Source organism: Shewanella submarina, from assembly GCF_042646185.1.
GTDB classification, from domain to species: domain Bacteria; phylum Pseudomonadota; class Gammaproteobacteria; order Enterobacterales; family Shewanellaceae; genus Shewanella; species Shewanella corallii.
Genome location: NZ_JBHRTD010000006.1, coordinates 155,804 through 180,374, shown reverse-complemented (window position 1 = coordinate 180,374; position 24,571 = coordinate 155,804). Strand labels below are relative to the sequence as shown.

Below are 24,571 nucleotides of genomic sequence, written 5' to 3'. Positions count from 1 at the left end.
AACAAAAGCGCCACAAACCTCACACCGTCACCTTCCGCGCGGCAGAGAAACTTCACAGACCAGCCAAAATCTCGTCGCTGAGAGTCAGTTCAGCATTCCTGTTAACATTGACACCGGCGGCAATCACCGCCCGGGCAATGGCCTGCGCCTCCTCCAGAGAGTGCATCTCAAAAGTGCCACACTGGTAGGCGTTCAATTCAGGGATCTGTTTTTGTTCAGAGACGTCCAGCACATCGGCCATAGCGGCAAGCCAGGCATCAGCCACCACAAGTTCATTGGGTTGTCCCACCAGACTCATATAAAAGCCGGTGCGGCAGCCCATGGGAGAGATATCAATAATCTCAACCGAGTCGCCATTCAAATGGTCACGCATAAAGCCAGCAAACAGGTGCTCCAATGTGTGGGTGCCCCGTTCACTCAGAATACTTTTATTGGGAATACAAAAACGCAGGTCGAAGACGGTAATGGTATCGCCAGAGGGCGTACTCATGGTTTTAGCTACCCGCACTGCGGGCGCATGCATCCGGGTATGATCCACAGTAAAGCTATCAAGCAGTGGCATAGACTTCTCCAGGGTGTATTCCATTTCCACAGGAAGCAGCAAACCGGGACCGGCAAAAGGGCACTTAATCCTTATCCGCGGGCAACTGAATCAGTGTTAAGCCAGCGACAGACAGTCCGGGACTGCACTGCTTCTTCCATTAGGAAGTGGCTGTTATCTGTTAAATAACAGCCACTCACAAGTGAATCACAAGGATATCACCAATAAGACACCAAAGAGTAGCCTGCACTTTACTCAGACGCTGTAATTGTCACCAAAAAGTGCAGGTTTGTGGTTAGTCGGGTTGACGGGCCTCGGTATAAGCATCCTCGGCGATGCTGTGGTAACGGCGGACACCCTGCTCATATTCACGATAGGCATCGTGAACCTTTTTCATCAGCGGGTCTTTGTTCGACTGCTCAGCAATCACCTCGATGGACGTGTCTCTCAAACTATCCAGCACATCTTCCGGGAAGGCTCTAAGTTCAACACCATGTTCATTGACCAGTGCATCCAGGGCCTCCACATGGCGGGTAGTGTATTCATCCAGCATATCCTGATTAATCGCCTTGGCTGCCACTCTGACAATCGCCTGTAGATCTGCAGGCAATTGCTCGTAGGCCTGCTTGTTGATCAAAAACTCCAGAGTCGTACCCGGCTCATGCCAACCAGGGTAATAGTAGAATTTGGCAGCTTTGTGCAGACCAAAAGCCAGATCGTTAAAAGGTCCCACCCACTCAGTGGCATCTATGGTGCCGGTTTGCAGCGCGGTAAACAGCTCACGGCCCGGCAGCGTTACCGGTGTCCCCCCCAAACGTTCCAGCACTTCACCACCCAGCCCGGGCAAACGCATCTTCAGGCCTTTGAGGTCGTCCAGGGAGTTAATCTCCTTATTGAACCAGCCGCCCATCTGCACGCCTGAGTTACCTCCCGGCATTGGCAGTATGCCAAATGGCGCATAAACCTCTTCCCACAACTCCTGACCGCCACCATAGGTGAGCCAACCATTCATCTCCTTGGCGTTCAGACCAAAAGGAATTGAGGTAAAGAACTGCGCAGCCGGAGACTTACCCTTCCAGTAATACGCCGCGCTGTGTCCCATCTGGGCAGTCCCCTGACTGACCGCATCGAATACTTCAAAGGCAGGAACCAGCTCACCGGCCCCGTACACTTTAATTTTAAGGCGACCGGCAGACATCTCATCCACCAGCACAGCGAAACGCTCAGGCCCCATCCCCAATCCGGGAAAGTTCTTGGGCCAGGAGGTCACCAGATTCCACTGATAGGTTTTTGCAGGCTCAGCAGCAGTCCCTTCCCCCTGAGACTGCTGCTTATCACCACAGCCGGACAACAACATGGTGCCCGCCACAGCCAAACCGGTTAGCCACTTATTCATTTTTATTACCCTCATCCCTGTCGACCCGTCTCAAGGGCCTAACCATATATCTGCTGAGGCAACCAGGTCGCCAGCTCAGGCCAGATACTCAACAACAACATTAACAGCAGCTGGATCATCACAAAGGGAATCACCCCTTTATAGATCTGGCCGCTGGTCACCAAGTCTTTTGCCACACCCCGCAGGTAGAAAAGTGCAAATCCGAACGGCGGCGTTAAAAATGAGGTCTGCAAATTGACGGCGATCATGATGCCAAGCCACACAGGGTCCAGCCCCATAGCCAACAAAATCGGCGCCACCAGAGGCACAACCACAAAGGTGATCTCAATAAAATCCAGAATAAAGCCCAGCAGGAAAATCACCGCCATCACCAATATCATGGCGCCAATCACACCGCCGGGCATATTGGAAAACAGCTGATGAATCAGTTCTTCACCGCCAAGACCACGAAAGACCAATGAGAAAATAGATGCGCCGATCAGGATAAGAAATACCATGGAAGTGACTTTGACCGTACTCAGCATCACATCTTTCAAGCCCTTTAACGTCAACTGGCGTTTCAACAGGGCAATCACCAGGGCGCCAGCCCCACCCACGGAGGCTGCTTCCGTCGGCGTAGCGATCCCCAGCAGAATAGAGCCCAGCACCATCAATATCAGAATCAGAGGTGGCAACAGCGCCCACGCGGTACGCAGCCAGAACTTACTGTCCAGTTGTCCCTGCTCTGCGACAGCAGGAAAGCGTTCAGGCTTTCTATATATAAGGAAGAGTGTGTAAAGGCAGTACAATCCCACCAGCACCAATCCTGGGATCAGTGCACCGGCAAACAGATCACCAACAGACACTGACTTGGGACTGAATATCCCCATGGATAACTGCGCCTGCTGATAGGCATTGGACAATACATCTCCGAGCAGAATAAGGGCGATAGAGGGCGGGATAATCTGCCCCAGTGTCCCTGTGGCACAGATAGCACCGGCACTAAAAGAGGGGCTGTAACCCCGATTAATCAGGGCAGGTAAAGACATCAGCCCCATGGTCACCACAGTGGCACCGACAATACCTGTGCTGGCAGCCAGTAACATACCCACAAAGAACACGCTGAATATCAGCCCACCACGAAAACGCCCGAACAGCTCTGCCATACTGGTCAGCAACTGCTCCGCCACTTTGGACTTTTCCAGCACAGTACCCATAAATACAAACAGAGGCACAGCCATCAAAATCGGGTTATTCAAAACCCCATATAAACGACTGGGCAGAGCGTTGAGCAACATGGGGTTAAAGTCGCCACTCAGGGTACCGATTCCAGCAAACAAGAGCCCCATACCTGCCAGAGTAAAGGCCACAGGATAGCCCAGCATCAGCACCAAACAGATGCATAAAAACAGTAGCAGGGCCATCATAATCCTTCCCCTTCATGGCTGATGGGGTCACTGTCAGAGTTACTGTTACCACCGTGCCCAAACAGGGCTTTACCATGGTTATAAAGCTCCACCACGGCCTGAAGAATAAGGCTCACAACCAGTATCAACAGCAGACTCTTTTGCACATAGATTAGTGGCAGGCCTCCCGCCTCCACCGACCTCTCGCCGATACGCCAGGAAGTCGCGACATATTCAAAGCACCAGATCCCTATAAACAGAGTGACGGGCAGAAGCAGTAATAAGGTGCCGAGAAAATCCACCCAATGACGGCCGCGCTCGGAAAAACGCCGATAGAAAATATCCACCCGCACATGGGCGTCATGCTTGAGGGTATATCCGGCGCCCAAAGTGAATACCGCACCATGCAGATACAAAGCCGTATCCTGCAGTGCAGTCGCGCCAGTATTAAAAACATATCTGAGAATAACTACCGCCAGAGTCAGCAGCAGTAAAATCAATGTGGCCCAACTGACCAAGCGGCCGGAATATTCGGTCAGCCAGGAGCAGGCAGCGATCAGTTTGTTCATACAACTCTACTGTTTTGTCGTTTGTTTTTATAACAACATATTGATAACAGAAAAGTTACAGACTGAAAATCAGAAACACAGAGGTTGGAGGTGAGTATTTATACAAAAACCGGGCAGACAGCAGACATGACAGAAGATGAAAGCAGTGGGGAAGCTGGGGCAGGAAAAACAAAGGCCCGCTCAGCGGTCGCCAGCGGGCCTGACTAATTGACTAATTGACCAGGGTCTGTTGACCTTTGAAGATGGTTTTTGCAGCTCTTTGTCGTTGTTTTATACAAAGCAACGCGATTGAAGTGTAGTTGTTCTACATAAATGAGCGTTAATGCAGTAGAAAGCGACGACAAACGCTGCCCGAAGGGCTCGGCTATACGCGCTTTACTCTTTGTTGCAAGGTATTTGCTTAGGCCCACTAGGCGACACACCTTGCGTCGCGATTAAAGCGCGTCTATCTCGAGCAAAATTCAACCATGAAAGGTCAAAAGACCCTAACCTTTACACTTGGGAGAGTCCGGCGCCCCCTCACGCTGCGACCACTCCTGCTTGGTGTAAGTGTGCATAGTCAGGGCGTGAACGCCCGCAGCCAGCTCATCTGCCAGCAACTCGTTCACCAAACGGTGACGGGCGATCAGACGTTTACCTTCAAACTCACCGCTGACAACCACCACTTTAAAGTGGGTTTCTGAGTTGGGCGGAACATGGTGAAACTTGCTCTCGTTAATCACTTCCAGGTGAGAGGGAGAAAAAGCCTGGGTCAATTTATCGCTAATTGTCGTCTGAACGCTCATACATCGGCTCTCTGAAAATAAAAATGCTATCGCAGGGTAAAGGCGAGTGCGATATGAGTCAATCGCCTGCGTGGAATCCGGGAATAAGCTGCCGAAAGGTAAAGTTCCAGCGGGTCCCCTCCTGTTTAAGCCGCTTGGGTAAGCTATGCTGCCAGGTCTGCTGCATAGGATAATGCATCAGCAACAGGTCGCCGGACTCAAGGTGCAATATCCGCTTCTCACCTGTGTCATTATGTCTGAGCACAAAGTCCCGCCCCTCACCCAGAGTCACAGAGGCAATATCACTCCCCGGCACCAATTCATCTTCATCGTCGGCGTGCCACCCCATACAATCTCTGCCACCCGCATAACGGTTTACCAACACACCATTGCTGACAAAGCCAAAATCCTTACTCAACTGGTGCCTTAAACGATTGGCGTAATAAGGCCAGGGAGTGGGTACCACAAGCAAACCTGAATACTTGTACTCAACCCCCTCATCTCCAAACCAGATTTGGGTACGGGGGATCTTGTGGGCTTTGCCGTAAACCGTCACCTCGGGTCTTTCATAGGGATAGGCTTCAGCCTCCGTCAACAACAGCGACTGCTGACGGGGATTCAAATAGCCCTTAACCCAGGTCCAGGGCTCCTGGCTTTGTTGAAAGAGTTGCTGCTGCATAATTCTTTAGTTCGCCATGTGTTTATTCACACCTGGCTGAATTTTGTAGGTTATAATTCCGCACTTTGACGTTTCATCAACTCAGTGTGACATATGACAACCCAGTTTTCAGCCACCGGCTCAGCGCTCGAATTACATCGTTACCCACAGACTCAGATCTCCAATCTGCAGGCCTGGGATGCGGCCGACGAGCATCTGCTGAAATGGCTGGATGAACAGGCAGACATATGTGGTCCAATCGGCATCATCAACGACAGTTTCGGTGCCCTGACCTGCGGCATTCGCGCCAAATACCCTGAGCAGCAGCTCTGGGGCGAAACTGATGCCAAAACCAGCCTGCTGGGAATTCAGCATAACCTGAGCCGCAACCAGTTGAAGGATGACAATATCAGCTGGTTAACCAGCCGTGATACCTTGCCCTCTCAATCGGCTTTGGTGCTGATGAAGCTTCCGAAAAACCTGAACTACTTTGCCCACCAGCTGATCCGCTTATCAGCTGTGATGCCACAGGGCAGCACCTTACAAATTGGTGCCAGGGCCAAATCCATCAATCAAAGCCTGTTGGCGCTGATTGTCAAGCATTTTGGTCCGGCTACTGCAAGTCTTGCCTGGAAAAAGACCCGGGTGATCACTGCCATTGCCGATGGCAAAACCAGAGCAGAGCCCAAGCCTCAGCGCTGGAATGTGCCTGAATATGGTCTGACGTTAAGTAACCTGTCCAATGTGTTTGCTGCCAATAAGCTGGATATTGGTGCCCGAATCATGCTGGAAAATTTGCCTCAGGGTGAGTTCCAACAAATTATCGATCTTGGTTGTGGCAACGGTGTGCTGGGTTTACGTGCCGCCAGCTGCTATCCGGACGCCAGCGTACACTTTGTTGATGACTCAGAAATGGCCGTCGCCAGCGCCAGAGAAAACTGGCAAAGCAATGGCCTGGAGCCGGAGCGTGGTCACTTCCACTGGGATGATTGTCTGACCCACCTGGATGCAGGCCTGCAGGCTGACTTGGTGTTGTGTAATCCGCCTTTCCATCAGGGTGAAGCCATTACCGACCATATCGCCTGGCAGATGTTCAATGACGCCCGCAAACGTCTCAAGCCTGGTGGCATATTGCATATCGTCGGTAATCGCCACCTGGGTTATCACATCAAGCTCAAGCGATTATTCGGCAATTGTCAGACCGTTGCCAGCAATGGCAAATTCGTGATTCTGCAATCCACCAAGTAAACCGGGATATTGAGGACGCAGACTGTTGTCTGCTTCCTGCCCTGATACAATCAGTCCAATTCATTTCTGACGGTACCCACCATGTCTTTTGCCTCATTGAATCTCGACGCCCGTCTGCTGGCGAATCTGCAACACCTTGGATTTAATACGCCTACGGATATTCAGGCCAGTGCCATTCCTCTGGTGTTGGCAGGCAAAGATTTGATGGCCGGAGCCAAAACCGGCAGTGGCAAAACTGCCGCCTTTTCTCTGCCGGTCATTAATCAACTTCTTGGCATACAGAGCGATGGCAAACCCAAAGCCCTGGTACTGGTGCCGACCCGTGAACTGGCCCAGCAGGTGCAGGAAAATATCAGCCAGTATGCTCAGGGATTGTCAATCAGGAGTGTCTGCCTTTATGGCGGCGCAGCGTTCGAGCCACAACAGCAACTACTGGCCAAAGGGGCGGATATAGTCGTGGCTACACCGGGACGCCTGCTTGACCATGTGCGCAAACACACAGTGGATTTGAGAGGCCTTAACTGGCTGGTGCTGGATGAAGCCGATCGTATGCTGGATATGGGCTTCAAAGATGAAATCCAGATGGTGCTGAGAAAAGTGCCAAAGCAACGTCAAACCATGCTGTTTTCTGCTACTTTCGACGACAGCATTTTCCGCTTCAGCAAATCATTACTGAGCAGCCCGGCCCTGGTTGAGGTGGATAAGCGCAACGCCGGTAATCAGGATATTGAGCAGCAGGTGTATGAGGTTGATGATGACCGAAAAGCCGCTTTGCTTAACCACCTGCTGTCCCATAAAGGATGGCCTCAAGTGTTGGTGTTCAGCCGTACCAAACAAAGTGCCGACAAACTGGCGCAGGATTTGGCAGGCAAAGGGCTCAAGGTAAAAGCCTTTCACGGCGACCTGTCACAAAAAGCCCGGGATACAGTACTGAGCGAGTTTAAAAGCGGTGAACTGCAGGCTTTGATAGCCACTGATGTCGCCGCCAGGGGACTGGATATTGATGAGCTGCCTGTGGTGATCAATATGGAGCTGCCATTTGTGGCAGAAGACTATGTGCACCGTATCGGTCGCACCGGACGCGCCGGCAACAAGGGACTGGCCATCACCTTTTTTACCAATAAAGATGCCAGAGCCATGGAGGAGCTGGAAGTCCTGCTCGATACCCGTCTGCCAAGACAGTGGTATCCGGGCTTTGAACCTGACCTTATGCGGGAAGATGACAGCCCACGCCTGTCCAAAGCAGCCCAGAAACAAAGGGCGCGAAAACGTGCATTGGGCGGAAATACCCGCAAAAGACGTTAATCCCTATTGACGCCCGGTCGATTCAGCGCCCGGGCGTTTGTAAGCCATATCCTCAGCCAAAACTAACCCAGCCCGGCAATCGCGGCTATTGCCTGGCGGTTGGTCGCTGAAAATACCTTGTCCATCGCCTCAGCAGCGTCAAGCCAGCAGTAACTTGTATGCTCCTGCTCAGCCAGTACCACGTCAATGTTCTGCGGAACGCAAACACTGAACAGATGCTCTGTGTTCTCTTTGGTATCCGGGGCATATCGGCTCTGCCACTGGGGCATAATGGTGTAACGGGTTTGGCTGCAATGATCTTTAAGCTCAAGCTGAGCCTGTGAAATGCAGATCCCGGTTTCCTCCCACAACTCTCTGATGGCGCTTTGTCGCGGCGTTTCGCCCCACTCCACACCACCAGTTACAGATTGCCAAACCCCCTTGGGGTAACAGCGCTCCAGCAACAAAAACCTGCCATCAGGGCTGTAAACCACCACCAACACAGACACTGGCTGACGATATTGATTGTCACTCAAGGGCTTATCTCCCGATAAAAACACACTGGTACTTTAGTTTGCTTTGCAAATTCATTAACATTTTTGCAAAGCCGAATGATGGACTGCCCGGCAATAATGACAGTGGAAAAGGAAAAGGCGCAATGAACAAAATAATAAAAGGCCTGGCTCTTGGGACTGGCGTACTGGCATTGGCTGGCGCAACAGTTTATGGGCTTATGTGGGCTAACCTGCCCTCACTGGATGGCAAACTGCAAGTCGAAGGTCCCCGGGACACAATAACACTCTCCAGAGATGACCTTGGCAACGCGATAATTCGTGCCAGTGACAGAGCTGATGCGGCTTTTGCTCTCGGCTTTGCCCACGGTCAGGACAGATTCTTTCAGATGGATCTGCTGCGTCGCAACGCTGCCGGTGAACTTGCCGCCCTGTTTGGCGACGCCGCCCTGCCCCTTGATAAAAAGCACAGATTTCACCAGTTCAGAAAAAGAGCCACTATGGCTTTGGAGCAACTTGATCCAGAGCAGCGAGAGATCCTGCGCCAATACACTCTTGGGGTAAATACCGCCTTGGATGCTCAACAGGTAAAAGGTTTCGAGTACCTGCTTACCAATACCACACCAGAACCATGGCGGCCGCAGGACAGTCTGTTAGCCATTTACTCAATGTATCTGGATCTGCAGGCTGGCACGGTGGAGCGGGAAAAAGTGCTTACCTATATTCAGCAATCTCTGGGGCAACCCATGGTGGACTTTATTACCCAGACTGATCCTTTACAGGCCGCGCTGGATGGCTCCACCCTGCCGCTGGATAACCTTGCTATACCCGCCCTGCCAAACGCATTAATGCAAACGTCAGTACACACCTTTATCGAGCAGGATGAGGTCGTGGGCAGTAATAACTGGGCGGTTACCGGCGAATTAACCAAGTCTGGTCACGCCATGCTCTCCGATGATATGCACCTGGGTTTGAACGTTCCTGTTATTTGGTATCGCACACAACTCAACTATCAATCCAATGGAAACGATATTCAGGTAACCGGAGTCAGTCTGCCCGGCGCCCCGGCCATAGTCGTGGGCACCAATAATCATATCGCCTGGGGCTTCACCAATGGCTATGTCGACACCGCAGACTGGGTCGCTCTGGATAAAAACACTCAGCTCACGACTGAAACAGAGCAACTTAAATCCACTTCGGGTATCCATGAACATCAGATGATCACCTCAGAGTATGGACCCGTGACCAAAATTGGCGACGCTCAGTACGCCCTGTCCTGGGTGGCACACCAGCCTTATGCGGTCAATATGGAGCTGATGGCACTGGAAACCGCAAACACTGTGGATGCAGGACTGCTCGCCACCCGGCGCGCAGGCATTCCTGTGCAGAATATGCTGATTGTCGACCGTCAGGGCGACGCCGCGTGGCGTCTTACCGGAGCTGTGCCTGCCAGAGATAATCCGTCTTCCCTGCCTGTCAGCGCTTCTGACTACCCCTCTTCTCAATGGCAAAGCCAGGCCGGGGATGTTCCCGTGGTGAAAAATCCGGACCATCAAAGGCTCTGGAGCGCCAACAGTCGGGTAGTCAGTGCAGCAGACGATAAGAGATTCGGTAACGGCGGCTACGCGATTGGCAGTCGTTCAGTGCAGATTCGGGATAACCTGATGGCCGGCGACAGCTTTAATGAAGCTGACTTTATGGCAATGCAGCTGGACAATCGGGCCATCTTTATGAGCCGCTGGCACGCCTTGTTATTGGCCACGCTTAACACCCAACCACAGCAGTTTGCCGATGATATCCGGGAGCTTGAACAGTGGCAGGCTTGTGCCTGCAGTGAATCTGTCGGCTATACCCTGGTCAGCCACTTCCGCAGTCAGCTGTTCGATGCCGTGTTTGCACCAATTCAAACCCAGCTTGCCAGGGAAAACATGAGCCTGCGCAGACTGAAACGGGATTTGGAACCCGCTGTTTGGCAGCTGCTTGAGCAGCAACCTCAGGATTGGTTACCTGCAGAACATCAGGATTGGCAAAGTTGGATGCTGGCTATCTACAGTGACAGTAAAGCTGAACTACTGGCCAAATACAGCGACAAGGGACGACTGACAGATCTTAACTGGGGCAAAGTTAACGCATTAAAAATACAGCATCCGTTCAGTCGCCAGATCCCCCAGCTAAGCTGGCTACTGGATATGCCCTCAGTGACCGGCTTCGGTGGCAGATTTGAACCTGCAGTACAGACCACCACCTTTGGTGCCTCTCAGCGCTTTATCGTCCAGCCGGGACGAGAGCAAGACGGGATTATGTCAATTCCGGGAGGCCAGTCGGGTAACCCGCTATCCCGGTTCTATCGCAAGGGCTTTAGTGATTATGCCAACCACAGAGGCACGCCTTTATTACCGGGCGCAGCCGTCCACACCATCACTATCCAGCCTCAGTAGTGCCTGTAGCAATACCTGGCAAGGGGGGAAACGGTTTCCCCTTTTGCCATCTTTGTTCACGCCTTTCGTCTCTCGCCTCAGGGCGCACGCCAACATTCAGCAGCCTCTGGCTTTAAACCGGTTACACCAGCCAATAAGCCTCATACAGCAGGATTACCACAACAAAACATTAACAAATCAATAGCTTGCAAGAGTTTAGGAACACAGTGTTCCCGTTCTAAAACAGCAGGTGCACCCATGCTCAAAAATCACAATAAAGTCGTTATAAAACATTAAGTAACGAAGAAGCTAAAGGCGAGAAAGTATGAGGGTGCAGAGGAAAAAACAAACAGAAAAGCTGGAGGCGCAGCAAATTTAATCCGCCAGCTATTGCCAGCGAAATTTCTCTGCCTATAATGCCGAAAACCGGAGCGTCTGCCAACGCTCCGGTTTTTTTGTGCCTGCTCTTCAGCGTTTTGATAACTATCTGCCAATAGCGATCAAGGTGAGAGCAAAAGTCCGATGACGACTTCCCAGGAAGTCTGAAACTAAAGTTACCAGCCAGAGTTTACAAACTTAGAGGAATTCTCAATGCGTATCGAACAAGACCTGAAATTGGGTTTTAAAGATGTACTGTTTCGCCCGAAACGCTCCACCCTGAAAAGCCGATCTCAAGTTGAATTAACCCGCGAGTTTACCTTCAAGCACAGCGGTCGTCAATGGTCCGGCGTACCGGTAATCGCCGCCAACATGGACTCTGTAGGCTCTTTCGCCATGGCAGCCTCTCTGGCCAAACACGGCTGTATGACTGCTGTTCACAAGCACTACACTGTGCAGGACTGGAGCGACTTCGTTGCCACTGCTGACAAGCAAACCCTGAACAATGTGATGGTCTCTACCGGTACTTCTGACGCTGATTTCCAGAAGACCCTGGACATCATGGCCCTGTCTGATGAGCTAATCTTCATCTGTATCGACATCGCCAACGGCTACTCAGAGCACCTGGTGGAATATGTTCAGCGTGTTCGCGCCCAGTTCCCTGACAAAGTTATCAGTGCGGGTAACGTAGTAACGGGTGACATGGTAGAAGAGCTTATCCTGGCGGGCGCAGATATAGTTAAAGTGGGTATTGGCCCTGGCTCTGTATGTACTACCCGGGTAAAGACTGGTGTGGGTTACCCGCAGCTGTCTGCCATTATCGAGTGCGCTGATGCAGCACACGGTCTGGGCGGTCAAATCATTGGTGACGGCGGTTGTGCCTGTGCCGGTGACGTAGCCAAGGCGTTCGGTGGCGGTGCCGATTTCGTCATGCTGGGTGGTATGCTGGCTGGTCACGAAGAGAGTGGCGGTGAGATAATCGAGCAGGACGGTAAACAGTTTATGAAGTTCTACGGCATGTCTTCTCAGTCTGCCATGGACAAACACTCTGGCGGTGTTGCCAAGTACCGCGCAGCTGAAGGTAAAACTGTATTGCTGCCATTCCGCGGCAGTGTTGAATACACCATCGCCGATATCCTGGGTGGCGTACGTTCAACCTGTACCTATGTAGGTGCGGCCAAGCTGAAAGAGCTGACCAAGCGCACTACCTTTATCCGTGTGCAAGAGCAGGAAAACAACGTATACGGTAAAGAGTGATAACGCCATCGGCTGAATACTCATTCCAGTCCGGCATACAGTAGCCGGACTGACAAAAGCGCGGATTAATCCGCGCTTTTTTATTATCTTTCCTTTGATTGTCAGCGCTGCGTTTTTAAAGGAACAGCATCTGAATACAGGATGTCGGGGTGTACAAACCCGCTGAATCCATTAGGTTATCAATTATTGAACTAACTTCCTGAAACGCTTCGGCGTGCCAAAACCTTCCTCTATTCGGTCTTGTGCTGTGACCAGAATTTATCTGACGCAATGACAGGGGACTTTTTGATGGACACTATGTTGATCAACTTTCTGGATCTGATGACCAGCCTTTTTCTATTGGCAGTAGGCTGTGTCGTGGTCTGGATTATCTATATGTACTTCGCAGACAAGCACCAGCAAACCCACGCAATTCGCCGCAACTATCCGGTGATCGGCCGTTTCAGATACTTTTTTGAAAAGCAGGGCGAGTTTTTCCGCCAATACTTTTTTGCCCAGGACAGGGAGGAGATGCCCTTTAACCGCGCAGAGCGCAGCTGGGTTTACCGAGCCGCCAAGAATGTTGATCGCACCATAGCTTTTGGTTCTACCCGCAACCTCAACCCCAGCGGCACGATTTTGTTTATGAACCATCCCTTCCCCACGTTGGAGGAGGACGCCTCTCAGCCCAGTGACATCACCTTCGGCCCCTCTCAGCCTAAGCCGTTCTCCACCTCTTCGGTATTCAATATCTCGGGTATGAGTTATGGCGCACTTTCTTCCCGCGCTGTGCTGGCGCTATCAAAAGGGGCAAAACTGGCGGGATGCTGGATGAATACAGGAGAAGGTGGGTTGAGCCCCTACCATCTGCAGGGCGGCGCGGACATAGTGTTTCAAATTGGTACTGCCAAGTATGGCGTGCGGGACAGAGATGGCAAACTGAGCGATGAAAAGCTGAAACAGATCGCCGCCCATGAGCAGGTACGCATGTTTGAGCTCAAACTGAGTCAGGGGGCCAAGCCTGGTAAAGGTGGTATGTTGCCCGGCGCCAAAGTATCCGAAGAGATTGCCAACATCCGCGGTATTCCGGTGGGTCAGGACTCCTACAGTCCAAACCGGCATCCGGATATCAATTCAACCACAGATCTGCTGGATATGGTTGCTCATATCAGACAGGTCACAGGTAAGCCCTGCGGCTTCAAACTTGTGGTGGGACTGTCAGCCTGGTTGGACGACCTGCTGAAGGAGACAAGTGAAAGAGACCCGCAACTTGGCCCGGACTTTATCACCATAGACAGTGCAGATGGCGGCACCGGCGCCGCACCACAACCTTTGATGGACTATGTGGGACTGCCTCTGCAGGAAAGCCTGCCTTTGGTCATCGCTCTGCGTAAAAAGCATGGGCTGCAGGACAGAATCAGAATCATTGCCTCAGGCAAACTAATCACCCCGGGCAAAGTGGCCTGGGCGCTGGCAACCGGCGCAGACGCCATAGTGTCTGCCAGGGGCAACATGTTCGCCCTTGGCTGCATTCAGGCGCTGCAATGCAACAAAAACACCTGCCCAACCGGGATTACCACCCATAACGTCAAATTGCAGCAAGGGTTGGATGTGGAAGACAAAGCCGAGCGGGTAGCCAACTATAACAAGTACATGCACTACGGCGTGGGCTTGATTGCTCACTCCTGTGGCGTGGATAACGTGCGTAAGCTGAGCCCGGAACATGTGCGCATAGTCTGTGACAACAGCTTGTCTGTGGCGATGGACAAACTCTATGAGCAGTATCATTAGCCCTGCTGTTTTAAGCGAGAAACAAACAGCAACACTTGTAAGCCAGATGTTTGTGCAGGCATACTTTCACAGATAACTTATCACTCAAGGAGGATGTGAAATGACACAGGAATACACTGAAGTGAACCGTGATACTGGTGAAGGCAATGCCAAAATTGTATACCTGCTGTATTTGGTCGGTCTGTTTATTGGGGTTACAGGTATTGTTGGCGTAGTGCTGGCTTATGTGAACCGCAGTGAAGCAGATGACTGGGTGCAGACCCACTATCAGTACCAGATCCGCACCTTCTGGATCGGCCTGCTGATGATGTTCGTAGGTACAGTGCTGGCTTTGGTGCTGATTGGTTACCTGATCTGGATGTTCTGGCTTGTCTGGCTGATCGTCCGCTGTATTAAAGGCTTCCAGGCGCTGGACAAGAAGCAGCCAATTGACAATCCAACCACCTGGTTGTTCTAGAATAAAAAAGGGGAGCCGTGGCTCCCCTTTTTTATATTTAGGGTCTGTTGACCTTTCATGGTTGAATTTTGCTCGAGATAGACGCGCTTTAATCGCGACGCAAAGTGTGCCGCCTAGTGGGCCTAAGCAAATACCTTGCAACAAAGAGTAAAGCGCGTATAGCCGAGCCCTTCGGGCAGCGTTTGTCGTCGCTTTCTACTACATTAACGCTCATTTATGTAGAACAACTACACTTCAATCGCGTTGCTTTGTATAAAACAACGACAAAGAGCTGCAAAAACCATCTCCAAAGGTAAACAGACCCTATTGACTAACGCATTCCCCGCTCAACCTTGATTCTATCGTAAGCCTTTTGCACATCCTGAGCAGTTTGCTTGGCAAGCTCCATCATCTCAGGTGGTAAGCCTTTGGCCACCAATTTATCGGGGTGGTGCTCATTCATCAGTTTACGGTATGCACGCTTAACATCCTGATCGCTGGATGAGGCAGCAATCCCCAACACCTTATAGGCTTCTTCAATGGGTTGCACCGCAGAGCCGCCGCCCTGACGAAACCGGAACTCAGCCTGCCAACGGCTTAGCAACTCATTCAATGCAGCTGCGTTAAACCCAAGCTCTTTGGCTATCACCTGCAGGATCTGCTGCTCCCTCGGGTGCAGTTCGCCATCAGCCAAAGCGGTCTGGATCTGAATTTCCAGAAACATCTTCAAAAGCTCAGGGCGACCCAGAGTCAGGATCCGGAATGCCCGCAGGCAACCTTTAAGATCAAAATCAGCACCCTTACCATCTCTGAATGCCTGTTGGGCGTCTTTACGGGCCTGTCCATCCAGACGCATTTGATCCATTACCAGGCTGGCCAGACGAATATCATCCTCAGTGACCCGGCCCGATGCTTTGGCAACATGCCCCATCACCGCAAAGGTAGAGTTAAAAAATACCGCCTGACGATTACTTCCATGTCGGCGCATCGCTTTTAATTTACCGGCCCGGGTATCCCACCAATGACCCAACGCCAACCCCAGCAGTGCGCCGGCAAACTTGCCGAACATAAAACCTATGCCAACGCCGAAAAACTTCCCCCAAATGCGCATGGAAATTCCTGTAATTATCCTGAGTAAGAGTTAGATATGTGTCAGTCTGGCTTCCAGACCCTTCAACCGCTCAAGCGTACCTACGTCGAGCCAATATCCCTGAAAATGCGTGCCCGATATCTTTTGCAATGGCATTTGTTTTCTCAGCAACAATGGTGTCCCGAAAGCTCCCTGCGGTGAATCATCAAAAAGAGCCGGATGATACACGCCCATACCGGCGAACGTCAGCCTGGGTTTATCTTCATCCTCAGAAACCAGACCTTGCTCAAGCACAAAGTCACCATTCGGATGATTCTCAGGGTTGCTCACCAAAAACAGGTGCGCGAGTTTACCTGTCGGCAGCACCAAATCTGATGGCAGGTCATCGATGAAGATATCGCCATTGATGACGAGAAAAGGGTCCTGACCATTTGGGCTCAATAGAGGCAGTGCTTGTTTGATGCCGCCGCCAGTTTCCAGTGCGGTTCCTTCAGGGCTGTAAATAATCTTCAGCCCCCAGCTACTGCCATCCCCCAGCGTCTCTTCCAACATATGCCCCAACCAGGCATGATTGATCACCACAGTGCTGAATCCGGCGCGGGCCAGATTTTCCAGATGGTACTCAATCAGGGGCTTGCCACAGGCTTTTACCAGAGGTTTTGGGCAGGTATCAGTGAGTGGTCGCAAACGCTCACCGCGTCCTGCGGCCAGGATCATGGCTCTCATGGGTTACAACTGTCCTTTCTTATCAAGTTCGGCAACAACTACGGCTTCAACCCAGTCACCCAGTTCCTGTAACTCAGGATAGCGTCTGGCGATATCAACAATGTAAGTCAGGGTCAGTGGAATATCTTTCAAATAACCACTCTTGCCATCTCTGTGGTGAAGTCGGGCAAAAATGCCCGCCGCCTTGATATGGCGTTGCAGCCCCATCAAATCAAACCACCGACTGAACTGCTGCTCACTGACCTCAGCCTCCAGCATCCCCTGTTGCCTGAGCAGGCTGAAATAGTATTGTCGCAGTTCGCTGACTAACTCATCATCCCAACGCACATAGCAGTCCCGCAGCAGTGAAACCGGGTCATAGCTGATTGGGCCACAGACTGCATCCTGAAAATCTATCACCATCAACTGATTGTCTTTCACCATCAGATTACGGCTGTGATAGTCCCTGTGCATACCGCCTTGTGGCTGTTCCATAGCGCTGGTTATCAGTAGGTCAAAACATGATTGAAGTAATTCATGGGGCACATGGTCCAGTTGCAGGTGCGCCTGCAGGAGCCACTCGTTGAAGATATCCAGCTCACGTTGGACAAAAGCGGCATCATAATCAGGCAAAGCTTTGGCTCCGGCCTCAGTGACCCGGTAAACCGCAGGAAGCAAATCCAGAGCTTGCTGATACCAGTCAGCAGCATTATCCCGTGTCAGCAGCATACCCAGTTGGGTATCTCCGAGATCCTCAAGCAGCATCAATCCCTGAGCTTCATCAGTTGCAATAATTGCAGGGACGCTCAGCCCCGCATCGGCAAATGCCAGATCCATGTCAACAAAGGGCTTGATGGGAACCAGCTCTGGAGGAGAGTCCACTGCAATCAGGGTATTTTTTGCTGTGACAACCCGAAAATAACGGCGAAAACTGGCATCACCGGAGATAAGTTCGATGGAAAAATCGGCGGCTAGCTCTTGCTGCAACCATTGGTGCAGACAAAGAAATCTCGGGTCAGACAAGGTCATCTCGTGGCTCTTGGAGAAAAATTGCTTTATTATACCCGCCATAACATCCGGAAACAGCCAAGAGTATGAATTTCTTGGTTTGACTGAGTTGCAAGCGCTTGGATGCAACCTTTCCCTCCGATTTTTGTCCAGACAAAGAAATCACAAATTTTATTGTTCAAGATGCAGATCCGTTACCTTGTGGCCCTGAGCCTGTTACCTCAACTCGTTATTGCAGGCGAAGCCCCCGCTCCGAGCGCATCTCAATGTGTTGTCCAGCCGCCTGTGCCGGTTCCTGCAGTTCAGCCCTCTACCGATGAGAATAACCAGGTTATCCGTATCAGCTCTCAGGACTCTGAAGCTCAGATGGGTAAGGAGGCCAGGTTTTCCGGCGATGTTACTGTGACCCAGGGAAATCGTTTGATTAAAGCTGATGAAGCGGTACTGGACCAGGAGAATGAACAGCTGGATGCCAATGGCAATCTGGTATTTCAGGACAGTGCCTTCACAGTAACGGCTGAGTCTCTGCAGGCACGTATGCAAAATAACAGTGCCACGCTTAAGGGCGCCCAGTATTGGCTCCATGGCCAGCAGGTGCATGGTGATGCCAATGAGTTGGAGATCACCCCGGACAATAATCTGCTGCTGAGCGAAACCAATTTCACCACCTGCCCGCCGGGTGACAGCTCATGGTTGCTGGAAGCCGAGAAGATCAAAATCGACTCCAGTGATGAATGGGGTGAGATCTGGGATGCCAGACTGAGAATCGCCGGCGTTCCCGTGCTCTATGTGCCTTATATGACAGTGCCGGTTTCAGACAAGCGCAAAACCGGCCTGCTGTTCCCCACCTTCAGCACCAGCTCCACCAATGGTGTGGAAGTGGCTGTACCCTGGTATTGGAATATCGCACCTGAATACGATATGACCATTACCCCAAATTACATGTCCAACCGGGGTCTGTTCCTGAAAAACGAATTCCGCTATCTGGCGGGGGATGCGCAGCAGGGCCAAATCAATCTGGAATACCTGGACAAAGACAGAAGTATTTCGGGTAATCCTGACCGTTACCTCTACCACTGGAATCATCAGGGTGCCATCGATAAGAACTGGCGGGTATTGGCTGACTACACAGATGTGTCAGACAACAACTATTTTAACGACCTGAACTCCGACGTGGCTCAGGCCACTGACAACCAGTTGTCCCGTGTGGGTGAGATTGCCTATTTCCAGAACAACTGGAACGCAGGTATTCGTGTGCAGGATATTAAGGTTCTGGGCGAAACCGACGAGCCATATCAGGTGATGCCTCAGGTGAGCTTTAACTACTTCTCTCCTTCACTCTGGCAGAATCTGGACTTCTCTTTCGCATCAGAAGTGACCAACTTCGCCCACAAGGATGCAGGAGAGCTGTCGCTGGCAGGCCAGACAATTCCAACTGCAACCCGACTGCATGTTGAACCGTCGCTGAGTTACCCTATTTATGGTCCGGCAGGCTCATTTGTCAGTGAACTTAAGCTGTATCAGACCAACTACTGGCAGCGTGACTTTGCCAATGACTCAGGTCTGAGTGAACATGTCAGCCGCACCATTCCTCAGGCACGCCTCTATGGTCAGATTAATTTCGAACGTCAGACCAAACTGTTTGATGAGAATTATCGTCAGACGCTGGAGCCTCAAATCCAGTATCTGTATGTGGGACATCAGGATCAGTCAGATATTGGCCTGTACGATACAGCCGCGCTGCAGGATGACTTTTACGGCTTGTTCCGCGACCGCAGATATGCCGGTCTGGACCGCATCGCCAACGCCAATCAGGTCACTTTAGGTGTCACCAGCCGCCTGTTCGACGACCATAACGAAGAGCAGCTGAAGTTCAGTATCGGTCAAATCTTCTATCTGGAAGACAATAAGGTCAACCTGCTGCCGGATCTGGTGGAAGAAACTCCGTCATTCTCAGTGCTGGCTGCCGAGATGGATGCCAAGCTTTACGAAGATTTCTATTTCAGTGGTTCGGTTCAGTACGACACCAAAGAGCAGGACAATAAAAAGTCTGAGTTCACTCTGGATTATCGTCCCGGCGCCAACAAGCTGGTACAGCTGAGCTACCGTTACATTCCGGATCTGCTGAACACCAATACCAACGACAGGGTCGACATATCCCAGGCGGGTATTCGTGGTGCCTGGCCCATCCGTGATGACCTCTACTTTGTGGGCAACTGGTACTATGACCTGAATGAAAGCCGCAGTATCGAAACCTATACAGGTATTCAGTATGAATCCTGCTGCTGGGCTGTGCGTCTGAGTTATCACTACCGTATTAAAACCAACTATGACGATGATATCGCCACAGTACCGGATCCCCGTGACCAGTTTGAAAGCGGTGTGTATCTGAACTTTGTGATAAAAGGCTTGGGTGGCTCGGGTCCACTGGGCGTAGCAGACATGCTGAACGAAGGCCTGTTTAACTACCGCAAGCCACTGTACCTAAGAAACTGAAACCGGCTCCATTGAGAGCCCAACCCGCCTCAAGGGCATAAAAATGTGATAGATTGCTGAACCACTTAGCGGACCGGCAGTCCAATAACGAAACCAAATCAGGCATAGGGCCTGATTTTATGAGGCCAAGGATTTTTGGATGAAACCCATTAACAGACTGATTGTAGCTTTTCTGACCCTGGTAATGAGCCAAACGGCTTTTGCCGCCCAGCAACAGCTGGATGCGGTGGCAGTGCAGATTAACGATGGCGTGATTCTGCAAAGTGAAATCGACAATATGATCTCCGAGGTAAAGCGTAATGCTGCCGAATCCGGTCAGGCATTGCCTTCTGAGCAGGCGCTGCGCACTCAGGTTATCGAGCGTCTTATTCTGACCCGCCTGCAGCTACAAATGGCAGATCGCATGGGTCTGCATGTCGGCGATCTGCAGCTCGACCAAACCATAGAGAACATTGCCAAAGAGCAGAATATGACTGTTGCGCAGCTGCGTCAGGCGGTTGAGTCATCCGGCATCAGCTTCAGCCAGTACCGTGAGCAGTTGCGTGAAGAGATCACCCTGGGTGAAGTCCAGCGCATTCAGGTACAGCGTCGTATCCAAATATCTCCTCAGGAGATCTCTGCGCTGGTCAAAATGATCGAAGAACAGGGCATGAAGAATGTTGAGTTTCAGATTGGCCACATTCTGATTGAACTGCCTTCCAACCCAACTTCCGCTGAGCTGGAAGGTGCCCAGAAGCGTGCAGATGCGGTACTTAAACGACTGAACGAAGGTGCCGACTTCCGTCAGGTAGCCATCGCAGCCTCTTCCGGCCCCAAAGCACTGGAAGGTGGTGTTTGGGATTATATGAACATCAATGAGATGCCTACTTTGTTTGCAGAAGTGGTCAATGGTGCCAAGAAAGGCGATATCATTGGCCCCATCAAGAGTGGCAGCGGTTTCCATATCATCAAGGTAATGGATATCCGCGGTATGCAAACTCAGGAAATCAATGAAGTGAAATCCCGTCACATTCTGCTCAAGCCATCTCCGATTCTGTCTGAAGACAGAGCCAAGGCGATGCTGGATAAGTTTATGAAAGAGATCCGCGAAGGCAAGGCTGACTTTGCCGACCTGGCCCGTCAGTATTCAGAAGATCCGGGCAGTGCTGCCAAGGGCGGTGAACTGGGCTGGGCTGAGCCAACCCTGTATGTTCCAGCCTTTGCCAACACGCTTAATGAGCTGAAAAAAGGTCAAATCAGTGAGCCGTTCCGCTCCAGTCACGGTTGGCACATAGTACAACTTGAAGACCGTCGTACATCCGACGCAACAGACAAGTTCAATACCAACCGCGCGCACCAACTGATCTTCCGTCGCAAGTTCAACGAAGAGCTGCAGAACTGGCTGGACGAAATGCGCAGTGATGCGTACATTCATGTGTACGACCAAAGCGGAGAGTAACAGATTGGATATCAAGCGCATCGCCATTACACCGGGAGAGCCGGCAGGGATAGGCCCGGATCTCGTGGTTCAGTTGGCCCAGCAAGCCTGGGACGCTGAATTGATTGTATGCGCAGATCCCAAACTACTGAAAGCCCGAGCTAAAATGCTCGGGTTACCGCTGCAGTTCAGACCCTACCAGCCGGGTCAGGCACCCAAGCCGCAGGAAGCTGGCACCTTAACGATTGTGCCTTTTAGTCTTGAGGCAGAAGCCAAATGCGGTGTGCTTGACGAGGCAAACAGCGCCTATGTAGTGGAAACCCTGCGCTATGCAGGTGAGAAGAATATTGCCGGAGAGTTTGATGCCGTTGTCACAGGTCCTGTGCATAAAGGTATCATCAATCAGGCCGGTATCTCTTTCAGTGGTCACACCGAGTTTTTTGCCCATCAGGCTAACTGCCAGGATGTGGTGATGCTGTTGTCCTGCCCGGGATTACAGGTTGCTCTGGTGACTACACATATACCCCTGGCCTATGTGGCCAAGGCAATTACCCGTGATCGTCTGCACCATATCATCCGCATTCTGCACGATGATCTGGTCAACAAATTTGGTATTGCCGATCCCCGTATCTATGTCTGCGGCCTTAACCCCCATGCGGGTGAAGACGGACACCTGGGTCGGGAAGAGCTGGATGTGATGATTCCAGCCCTTAATGAGCTCAGAGAAGAGCAGATCAGTATCGTCGGCCCGCTGCCGGCAGATACCTTGTTCCAGCCCAAATATCTGCAGGATGCCGATGTTGTGCTGGCCATGTACCATGACCAGGGTTTGCCTGTGCTCAAAGCGCAGGGCTTCGGCAAAGCCGTCAACATTACGCTGGGGCTGCCCTATATCCGCACCTCGGTCGACCATGGTACAGCACTGGAATTGGCAGGCACAGGAAAGGCCGACACAGGCAGTTTTGTCTGTGCCCTGAATAAGGCCATTGAACTGGCCTCAAAGAACTGAAATCTGAGTTAATGAGCAATAAAGTCCATTTAGGCCATACGGCCAGAAAACGCTTTGGTCAGAACTTCCTGACCGATGGCAACGTAATTAATCGTATCGTGGGTGCCATCGCACCGGACAATGACCATGTCATGGTCGAAATTGGCCCGGGTCTGGCGGCATTGACTGAGCCGGTTGCGGAAGCAATCGACAAGCTGACCGTAGTTGAACTGGATAAAGATCTGGTTGAACGTCTCAAGGTTCATCCAACCCTGAAAGATAAGCTGGAGATCCATCAGGGCGATGCTCTGCAGTTTGATTTTTCCAAGCTGTTGGTACCGGGTAAAAAGCTGAAAGTGTTCGGTAACCTGCCTTACAACATCTCTACCCCACTGATGTTCCACCTGTTTGAATATGCCGAACAGATTGAGAACATGCACTTTATGCTGCAAAAAGAGGTGGTATTGCGCCTGTCGGCAGCGCCTGGCAGCAAAGCCTATGGTCGACTGACCGTAATGGCTCAGTATTTCTGTCAGGTTGTACCTGTACTGGAAGTACCGCCTGGCTGCTTTACACCTCCACCAAAAGTGGACTCTGCCGTGGTTCGTCTGGTTCCTTATGAGACCAAGCCATTCCCATGTCAGGATGTCAGTGTACTGCGCCACCTGTGCTCCACTGCATTCAACATGCGCCGCAAGACCTTGAGAAATAACCTCAAGCAACTGCTGAGCGACAGTGATTTCGAAACTCTGGGTGTTGACGCCAGCCGTCGTCCGGAAGAGATCAGTGTTGAGCAGTATGTGGCCATGGCCAACCTGCTTTGTGACAAGCAAAAGTGATTTGCCGGGCGCCTTTGGGCGCCCACTTCATAACCAGGATAGAAAGATGACCGCATTGGAAGCCAGCATCAGAATCGAAGTGGAAACCGAGTACATAGAACAGCAATCTGACCCGGAACAGGACAAGTTTCTGTTCAGCTATACCATCACTATCTTCAATGAAGGTGCAGCTCCAGCCAAGCTGGAAAGCAGACACTGGATCATCACTGACGCCAATGGCCGTACCAGCGAAGTTCAGGGCAGTGGTGTCGTCGGTGAAACCCCCACTATAGACCCCAATACTTCCTATCAATATACCAGTGGTACAGTACTCGAAACCCCGCTGGGTGTTATGGAAGGCAGCTATGACATGCTGTCCTCTGATGGTCAGGTTTTCAAAGCCAATATCCCTGCGTTTCGACTGGCCGTGCCCGGCCTGCTGCACTGATTTACAGGAGTTGTAGTGGCACACTATTTTGTAGGCGACCTGCAGGGTTGCTACGACGAATTCAGGCGCCTGCTCGCCAAGGTGGAATTCAATCCATCCAGAGATCAAATATGGGCCGTTGGTGATCTGGTTGCCAGAGGACCGGGTTCTCTGGATGTATTACGCTTCTTCGCCCAACATGAGGGCGCTGCCCATACTGTGCTGGGTAATCATGATCTGCATCTACTGGCCGTCCAGGGCGGACTGAAAAGAGCAAAACCCAGCGACAAACTCGACGCTTTGCTGCAGGCCGAAGATATCCGTTATCTGATCGATTTTCTGCGTGAGCAGCCACTGGTTCATCACTTACCTCAGCAGGATCTGGTGGTCACCCACGCAGGTGTTCCTCCGCAATGGGATCTGGACACCTTGTTGAAGGAGTCTGCATTTGTTAGCAAGGCACTGAAACGGCCCGATTACCTGACTGCACTTATCGCCGAAATGTATGGCACAGATGTGGATACCTGGTCACCGGAACTCAAAGGGCTAAAACGCCGTGTTTACTGCATCAATGCGCTTACACGCATGCGTTTTCTTCACGCTGACGGCCGCCTGGACTTTGACTGTAAGATGCCCCCCTCTTCAGGAACTCATGGGGATCTCGCTCCCTGGTTCAACTTCCCCTCTTCCCTGCCCGAAACCACAAAAATAGTGTTCGGTCATTGGGCCGCACTGATGGGAGAGACTCACTCAGATCGCTTCCAGGCGCTGGATACAGGCTGTTGCTGGGGTGAGCACATGACCATTCTTCATCTTGAAACCGGTGAAAAAATTACCCAAAACGCGTTAAAAAGAAGTTAAACTTCCTCCGAGTTCGGCCGATAGTATTAGTCGGCCACATTGGGAGCCTATCCCAATGGTGAAAATCTTCCCTCGTACTGAGTCAAGTCACGCCCGCCGCCAAATTGGGTCAGTGACTATTTCGTCACGGATGTCGAAATTTCCGG

Annotated in this window: 22 protein-coding genes; 12 read left to right on the top strand and 10 right to left on the bottom strand. The window is 51.6% G+C overall.

Annotation, left to right across the window (positions count from 1 at the left end; genetic code table 11):
• Positions 1-52: 52 nt before the first annotated feature.
• From luxS to ACFOE0_RS03800, 6 genes are all read right to left on the bottom strand, one after another.
• Positions 53-562 carry an S-ribosylhomocysteine lyase gene (gene luxS, locus ACFOE0_RS03825; RefSeq protein WP_248935380.1) on the bottom strand — a complete coding sequence of 170 codons (510 nt, stop codon included), beginning with the start codon at positions 560-562 and terminating at the stop codon, positions 53-55.
• 274 nt (positions 563-836) lie between these two features.
• The gene (locus tag ACFOE0_RS03820) at positions 837-1,937 is read right to left on the bottom strand and encodes a TRAP transporter substrate-binding protein (protein WP_248935381.1); all 1,101 of its coding nucleotides are present in this window, start codon (positions 1,935-1,937) and stop codon (positions 837-839) included.
• A 38-nt stretch (positions 1,938-1,975) separates the two neighbouring features.
• The gene (locus ACFOE0_RS03815) at positions 1,976-3,340 is read right to left on the bottom strand and encodes a TRAP transporter large permease (protein WP_248935549.1); all 1,365 of its coding nucleotides are present in this window, start codon (positions 3,338-3,340) and stop codon (positions 1,976-1,978) included.
• Complete coding sequence (locus tag ACFOE0_RS03810) at positions 3,340-3,891, bottom strand: TRAP transporter small permease subunit (protein ID WP_248935382.1); 552 nt, start codon at positions 3,889-3,891, stop codon at positions 3,340-3,342. Before ACFOE0_RS03810 ends, ACFOE0_RS03815 begins: the two co-directional genes overlap by 1 nt.
• Positions 3,892-4,376: 485 nt before the next feature.
• Positions 4,377-4,676 carry a BolA family protein gene (locus ACFOE0_RS03805; RefSeq protein WP_248935384.1) on the bottom strand — a complete coding sequence of 100 codons (300 nt, stop codon included), beginning with the start codon at positions 4,674-4,676 and terminating at the stop codon, positions 4,377-4,379.
• A 58-nt stretch (positions 4,677-4,734) separates the two neighbouring features.
• Positions 4,735-5,334 (bottom strand): alpha-ketoglutarate-dependent dioxygenase AlkB family protein, encoded by a 600-nt coding sequence (locus ACFOE0_RS03800; protein ID WP_248935385.1) that lies wholly within the window; start codon positions 5,332-5,334, stop codon positions 4,735-4,737.
• A 93-nt stretch (positions 5,335-5,427) separates the two neighbouring features.
• Here ACFOE0_RS03800 and ACFOE0_RS03795 point away from each other — a divergent pair, with 93 nt between their 5' ends.
• Together ACFOE0_RS03795 and ACFOE0_RS03790 are read left to right on the top strand one after the other, a co-directional pair.
• Positions 5,428-6,561 carry a methyltransferase gene (locus ACFOE0_RS03795; RefSeq protein WP_248935386.1) on the top strand — a complete coding sequence of 378 codons (1,134 nt, stop codon included), beginning with the start codon at positions 5,428-5,430 and terminating at the stop codon, positions 6,559-6,561.
• 81 nt (positions 6,562-6,642) lie between these two features.
• Positions 6,643-7,866, top strand: coding sequence for a DEAD/DEAH box helicase (locus tag ACFOE0_RS03790; RefSeq protein WP_248935387.1), 1,224 nt, complete (start codon positions 6,643-6,645; stop codon positions 7,864-7,866).
• A 62-nt stretch (positions 7,867-7,928) separates the two neighbouring features.
• Here the strand turns inward: ACFOE0_RS03790 and nudB are convergent, their stop codons facing one another.
• Positions 7,929-8,381, bottom strand: coding sequence for a dihydroneopterin triphosphate diphosphatase (gene nudB / locus ACFOE0_RS03785; RefSeq protein WP_248935388.1), 453 nt, complete (start codon positions 8,379-8,381; stop codon positions 7,929-7,931).
• A gap of 122 nt (positions 8,382-8,503) precedes the next feature.
• On the opposite strand from nudB, the gene ACFOE0_RS03780 reads away from it, so the two are divergent.
• The 4 genes from ACFOE0_RS03780 (at position 8,504) to ACFOE0_RS03765 (ending at position 14,636) form a co-directional block, all read left to right on the top strand.
• Entirely contained in the window at positions 8,504-10,795 is a 2,292-nt protein-coding gene (locus tag ACFOE0_RS03780; RefSeq protein ID WP_248935389.1) for a penicillin acylase family protein, read from the top strand.
• A 570-nt stretch (positions 10,796-11,365) separates the two neighbouring features.
• Positions 11,366-12,409: a GMP reductase gene (locus ACFOE0_RS03775; protein ID WP_248935390.1), complete on the top strand. Its 1,044-nt coding sequence runs from the start codon at positions 11,366-11,368 to the stop codon at positions 12,407-12,409.
• A gap of 288 nt (positions 12,410-12,697) precedes the next feature.
• Complete coding sequence (locus ACFOE0_RS03770) at positions 12,698-14,179, top strand: FMN-binding glutamate synthase family protein (RefSeq protein WP_248935391.1); 1,482 nt, start codon at positions 12,698-12,700, stop codon at positions 14,177-14,179.
• A 100-nt stretch (positions 14,180-14,279) separates the two neighbouring features.
• Positions 14,280-14,636, top strand: coding sequence for a DUF4870 family protein (locus tag ACFOE0_RS03765; RefSeq protein WP_115136172.1), 357 nt, complete (start codon positions 14,280-14,282; stop codon positions 14,634-14,636).
• A 310-nt stretch (positions 14,637-14,946) separates the two neighbouring features.
• On the opposite strand, the gene djlA is transcribed toward ACFOE0_RS03765, so the two are convergent.
• The 3 genes from djlA to ACFOE0_RS03750 are packed head-to-tail and all read right to left on the bottom strand — an operon-like array spanning position 14,947 to position 17,481.
• Positions 14,947-15,726: a co-chaperone DjlA gene (gene djlA, locus ACFOE0_RS03760; RefSeq protein WP_248935393.1), complete on the bottom strand. Its 780-nt coding sequence runs from the start codon at positions 15,724-15,726 to the stop codon at positions 14,947-14,949.
• A 30-nt stretch (positions 15,727-15,756) separates the two neighbouring features.
• On the bottom strand, positions 15,757-16,431 hold the full coding sequence (murU, locus tag ACFOE0_RS03755; RefSeq protein WP_248935394.1) for an N-acetylmuramate alpha-1-phosphate uridylyltransferase MurU: 675 nt from the start codon (positions 16,429-16,431) through the stop codon (positions 15,757-15,759).
• A gap of 3 nt (positions 16,432-16,434) precedes the next feature.
• A complete protein-coding gene (locus ACFOE0_RS03750) occupies positions 16,435-17,481 on the bottom strand; it encodes an aminoglycoside phosphotransferase family protein (RefSeq protein WP_248935395.1) in 1,047 nt (348 codons plus the stop codon).
• Between the two features lie 120 nt (positions 17,482-17,601).
• On the opposite strand from ACFOE0_RS03750, the gene lptD reads away from it, so the two are divergent.
• The 6 genes from lptD (at position 17,602) to ACFOE0_RS03720 (ending at position 24,425) form a co-directional block, all read left to right on the top strand.
• A complete protein-coding gene (gene lptD, locus ACFOE0_RS03745; protein ID WP_248935550.1) occupies positions 17,602-19,914 on the top strand; it encodes an LPS assembly protein LptD in 2,313 nt (770 codons plus the stop codon).
• Positions 19,915-20,053: 139 nt separating this feature from the next.
• Entirely contained in the window at positions 20,054-21,352 is a 1,299-nt protein-coding gene (gene surA, locus ACFOE0_RS03740) for a peptidylprolyl isomerase SurA (protein ID WP_248935396.1), read from the top strand.
• A gap of 4 nt (positions 21,353-21,356) precedes the next feature.
• Positions 21,357-22,340, top strand: coding sequence for a 4-hydroxythreonine-4-phosphate dehydrogenase PdxA (gene pdxA, locus ACFOE0_RS03735; protein WP_248935551.1), 984 nt, complete (start codon positions 21,357-21,359; stop codon positions 22,338-22,340).
• A gap of 11 nt (positions 22,341-22,351) precedes the next feature.
• A complete protein-coding gene (rsmA, locus tag ACFOE0_RS03730) occupies positions 22,352-23,158 on the top strand; it encodes a 16S rRNA (adenine(1518)-N(6)/adenine(1519)-N(6))-dimethyltransferase RsmA (RefSeq protein WP_248935397.1) in 807 nt (268 codons plus the stop codon).
• A gap of 46 nt (positions 23,159-23,204) precedes the next feature.
• A complete protein-coding gene (gene apaG, locus ACFOE0_RS03725) occupies positions 23,205-23,585 on the top strand; it encodes a Co2+/Mg2+ efflux protein ApaG (RefSeq protein WP_115136178.1) in 381 nt (126 codons plus the stop codon).
• Positions 23,586-23,600: 15 nt separating this feature from the next.
• Positions 23,601-24,425 (top strand): symmetrical bis(5'-nucleosyl)-tetraphosphatase, encoded by an 825-nt coding sequence (locus tag ACFOE0_RS03720; RefSeq protein WP_248935398.1) that lies wholly within the window; start codon positions 23,601-23,603, stop codon positions 24,423-24,425.
• Positions 24,426-24,571 lie beyond the last annotated feature (146 nt).